This is a genomic window from Nocardia thailandica NBRC 100428 (assembly GCF_000308795.1).
Classification (GTDB): domain Bacteria; phylum Actinomycetota; class Actinomycetes; order Mycobacteriales; family Mycobacteriaceae; genus Nocardia; species Nocardia thailandica.
Genome location: NZ_BAGK01000201.1, coordinates 1 through 4,016, shown reverse-complemented (window position 1 = coordinate 4,016; position 4,016 = coordinate 1). Strand labels below are relative to the sequence as shown.

General features: G+C 73.2%; 4 protein-coding genes. 2 read left to right on the top strand and 2 right to left on the bottom strand.

Translation table 11 applies throughout. The features are described 5' to 3' along the window. Positions 1 to 614 (bottom strand): DUF6542 domain-containing protein (locus ON36_RS22395; RefSeq protein ID WP_052314247.1); only part of this gene is annotated, 614 nt, incomplete at its 3' end. A gap of 114 nt (positions 615 to 728) precedes the next feature. Continuing rightward, entirely contained in the window at positions 729 to 1,871 is a 1,143-nt protein-coding gene (locus tag ON36_RS22390) for a DNA recombination protein RmuC (RefSeq protein ID WP_043657107.1), read from the bottom strand. A 127-nt stretch (positions 1,872 to 1,998) separates the two neighbouring features. Here ON36_RS22390 and ON36_RS22385 point away from each other — a divergent pair, with 127 nt between their 5' ends. Together ON36_RS22385 and ON36_RS22380 are read left to right on the top strand one after the other, a co-directional pair. Beyond that, a complete protein-coding gene (locus ON36_RS22385; RefSeq protein ID WP_043657105.1) occupies positions 1,999 to 3,186 on the top strand; it encodes an exonuclease SbcCD subunit D in 1,188 nt (395 codons plus the stop codon). Beyond that, positions 3,183 to 4,016, top strand: an 834-nt coding sequence (locus tag ON36_RS22380; RefSeq protein ID WP_043657102.1) for an AAA family ATPase, incomplete at its 3' end; no start/stop codon positions are given. The genes ON36_RS22385 and ON36_RS22380, both read left to right, overlap by 4 nt.

Here is a 4,016-nt window from a genome sequence, read left to right as displayed (position 1 = left end):
GTACGGCCACGCGGTTCCTGGGTCGCGGTCGCCGAGCCGGAGCGTTCGCCACGGCCACGGGCGCGGCCCCTGGCCGGAGCCGGCGGACGGCGGCGGGCCGGGCTGCCGAGGTCGATCTCGGTAGGCGGCTCCTCGACGGCGGCGCGGCGGGGCCTGCGCTTGGAGGTCTCGGCCAGGGTCGAGGGATTGCGGCGGCGGGCCGGCCTGCGCTCGCGTCTGCTGTCACCCGCGGTGGCGGGCGCGCGGCGGTGCAGCACGATCCGAGCCGCGCCGACGGCCAGCACGAGCACGGTCGCCAGCAGCATCGTGGGGAACCGCTGCACCAGCGGAATGGCGAGGTTGAGCAGCACGTCCTTGATGGAGGTGGAGCCGCGGCCGCTGAGGAACTGGCAGGCCACCGGGACCGCGACGAACAGCAGCAGCGGCGGCAGCACCATCGCGGTGAACAGGCCGCGCAGCCGGACCGCGCACACCGCGGCGAGGCAGCCGAGAACGTAGAACGCCGAGAACGTGCCGGTGGGTTCGGACTCGTCACCGAGCGCATCGATCAGGAACCCCAGGGTGGTCGCGCCGACGGCGATCAGCACCGCGGCCCAGGCGGGGACGCCGGGCACCGAGGGCAGGATCGAACGTTGCGGCGCGGGTACCCGGGATCGCGCACGTTGAGAAGCAGGCACCCTATGACACTAACCGCAACACGCGGCACTCGGCGGGACGGCACGGGATTGTCAGACGCGGTCCTGTGCCTCGGCGAAGGCGACCACCCGCGGCCGCGGGTCCACCTGACGGATGCCGGGGAGCTCCTGATCGGCGATGCCGTGCTCGTGCATGCGCCGCGCGGTGACCAGGACCCGCGACTCCACCGAACCCACCGTCGCGTTGAACGCGGTGACCGCTTTGCCCAGGTGAACGCCCAGGGTGTCGAGGTGTTCGGCGACCTTGCCGATGCGGCCGTAGAGCTCCTTGCCCAGCTGCTGCACCGTCGCCATGTCGCGGGAGAGGGCCTCCTGGCGCCAGCCGAACGCGATGGTGCGCAGCAGCGCGATGAGGGTGGTCGGGGTGGCGAGCACGACGTTGCGGCCGAAGGCGTACTCGAGCAGTTCCGGGTCGGTGGTGAGCGCCGCGTCCAGGAACGGGTCGCCGGGGACGAACAGCACGACGAACTCCGGCGCGGGATCGAACGCGGCCCAGTACGCCTTGTCGGCGAGCTGATCGATGTGGGCGCGCAGATGCTTGGCGTGCCGCGTCAGCAGCGGGGTGCGCGCGGCCGGGTCCTCGGTGGTGCTCGCGTCGAGGTAGGCGGTGAAGGGGACCTTGGCGTCGACGACGATGTGCCTGCCGCCGGTGAGGCGGACGACGAGGTCGGGGCGGACGCCGCCGTGCTCCCCGGCCCGGTTCACCTGGGTGGCGAAGTCGCAGTGGCGGGTCATCCCCGCCAGTTCGACGACGCGTTCGAGCTGGATCTCGCCCCAGCGGCCGCGGACCTGCGGCGCGCGCAGCGCGGCCACCAGCTGACCGGTCTGCCCCGCCAGCTGATGGGAGGTGCGGGCCATCCCGGCGACCTGCTCGCGCAGGCCCGAATAGGCGTCGATGCGATGGTGCTCGACCTGGCGGATCTGGTGTTCGAGCGCCCCGACCGCCTCGCGCAGCGGATCGACCATGGCCCCGATCGCGGCCGAATGCCGCCGCGCCGCATCCTCGTTGGCCACCTCGAGCGAGCGGCGCAGCAACCGTTCGTTGTCCGCCGCCGCCGCGAGCCGGGCCTCCGCGGCGGCGGCCCGTTGCCCGCCCCGCGCCGCGTGCCCCAGCCAGCCGAGGCCGAAACCGGCGGCGAACACCAATACGAGCGCGACGAGCATCGAGGCGGTCATGGAGCCGATAGTGCCGTAGGGCTCCGACAAGTTCGCAATCTCCGCGCAAATCGCCGCCCCGGGCATGTCGCGCCCGACATGCCGTGATGTTGAAATCTGTCGGAACCTTCCCCTACGGTTTCGCGGCATGCGCATCCTGCACACCTCCGACTGGCACATCGGTCGCACCTTCCACGGTGTCGACCTGCTGCCGGATCAGGCCGGTGTGCTCGCCGCGATCGCCGAGCTGGTTGCCGCGGAGTGGGTCGACGTGGTGGTCGTGCCGGGGGACGTCTACGACCGTTCCATCCCCAACGCGGACGCGATCACCGTCTGCCAGCGCGGGTTCGAGGCGATCCGAGCCGCGGGCGCGCGCATCGTCGCGACCTCGGGCAATCACGATTCCCCCGCGCGCCTCGGCGCGGGCGCGGGCTTCACGGCGGCGGGCGGGCTGCATCTGTGCACCCGCGTGGCCGACGCCGACCGTCCCGTGCTGTGCCGCGACGAGCACGGCGAGGTCGCCTTCTACGGCATCCCCTACCTGGAACCGGAGATCACCCGCGCGGAACTCGGTGTGCCGCAGGCCCGTTCGCACGCGGAAGTGCTCGACGCGGTGATGGCGCGGATCCGCGCCGATCTGGCGGGCCGCCCCGGCACCCGCTCGGTCGTGCTGGCGCACGCCTTCGTGGTCGGCGGCGAGGCCAGCGGCTCGGAGCGATCGATCTCCGTCGGCGGGGTGGAGACGGTGCCCGCCGCCGCGTTCGACGGCGTCGACTACGTCGCGCTCGGCCACCTCCATTCGCCGCAGACGCTGTCGGAGTCGGTGCGCTACAGCGGTTCTCCGCTGCCCTACTCCTTCGGCGAGGCCACGCACCGCAAGGCCGTCTGGATCGTCGATCTCGGCCCGGCGGGCCCCGAGTCGGTGCACCGCCACGACCTGCCGGTGGTGCGCGGGCTCAGCAGGCTCACCGGGACGCTGGAGGAACTGCTGGCGGGCGACGAGTTCGCCGACGCCGAGGGGCATTACGTCTCGGCGACGCTCACGGACTTCGCCCGGCCGGTCGATCCCATGCGGCGGCTGCGGGAACGCTTCCCGCACGCGGTGCACGTGGAATGGACCCGGCCGGAGGGGAATCCGGAGCTGCGCTACCGGGAACGCGTCAACGGCCGCCGCGACGCCGAGGTCGCGGTGGGCTTCCTCACCGATGTCCGTGGGGCGCCGACGGCGGGCGAGCAGGAGTGGCTCGAGCGGGCGCTGGCGGTGGGCGGCGCGGAGCGGGAGACGTTGCGGTCGGTCCGGGCCGTCGAGGCGGCGACGCTCGAGGAGACGGCGTGAGGCTGCACCGGCTCGAGATCACCGCCTTCGGCCCGTTCGCCGAGACGACCACCATCGATTTCGACCGGCTCGGGGCCGACGGCCTGTTCCTGCTGCACGGGCACACCGGCGCGGGCAAGACCACGGTGCTCGACGCGATCGGCTTCGCGTTGTACGGCAAGGTGCCCGGCGCGCGGGGCGAGAAGGCCCTGCACTCCGATCACGCCGACCCGCAGGAGCCGCCCCGCGTCGGCCTGGAGGCGACCCTGGGCGGGCGGCGGCTGCGGCTGATCCGCACCGCCGAGTACCACCGCCCGTCCCGGCGCGGCGGCGGCACCGTGAAGGTCAACGCCTCCGGCACCCTGACCTGGCTCGACGGGCGCGGCGAGAACCTGTCGCGGCTCACCGACATCGGTGACGAGGTGTTGCGCCTGCTCGGCATGAGCGCCGACCAGTTCTTCCAGGTCGTGCTGCTGCCCCAGGGCGATTTCGCCCGGTTCCTGCGCGCCGACAACGAGGATCGCGAGAAGCTGCTCGAGAAGCTCTTCGACACCCAGCGGTTCGGCGCGGCCGAGCTGTGGCTGGCGGACCGCCGCCGCGCGGCCGCCGCGGAGCTGGAATCGCACAAGCTGGGCGTCGACCGGCTGATCACCAAGGTCGGCATGGCGGCCGGATTCGGCGGCGCGGAATCCATCGCCCCCGGCGACGCCACCGCCTGGTCCCAGGACCTGCTCGCCGCCGCGCGCACCGCCCTGACCGAAGCCGAATCCGCCGCGGCCGACTGCGCTCTCACCGCCGACCGGGCCCGCGCCGCCGCCGCGGAGGCACGCCGCCGCCACGACCTGCACACC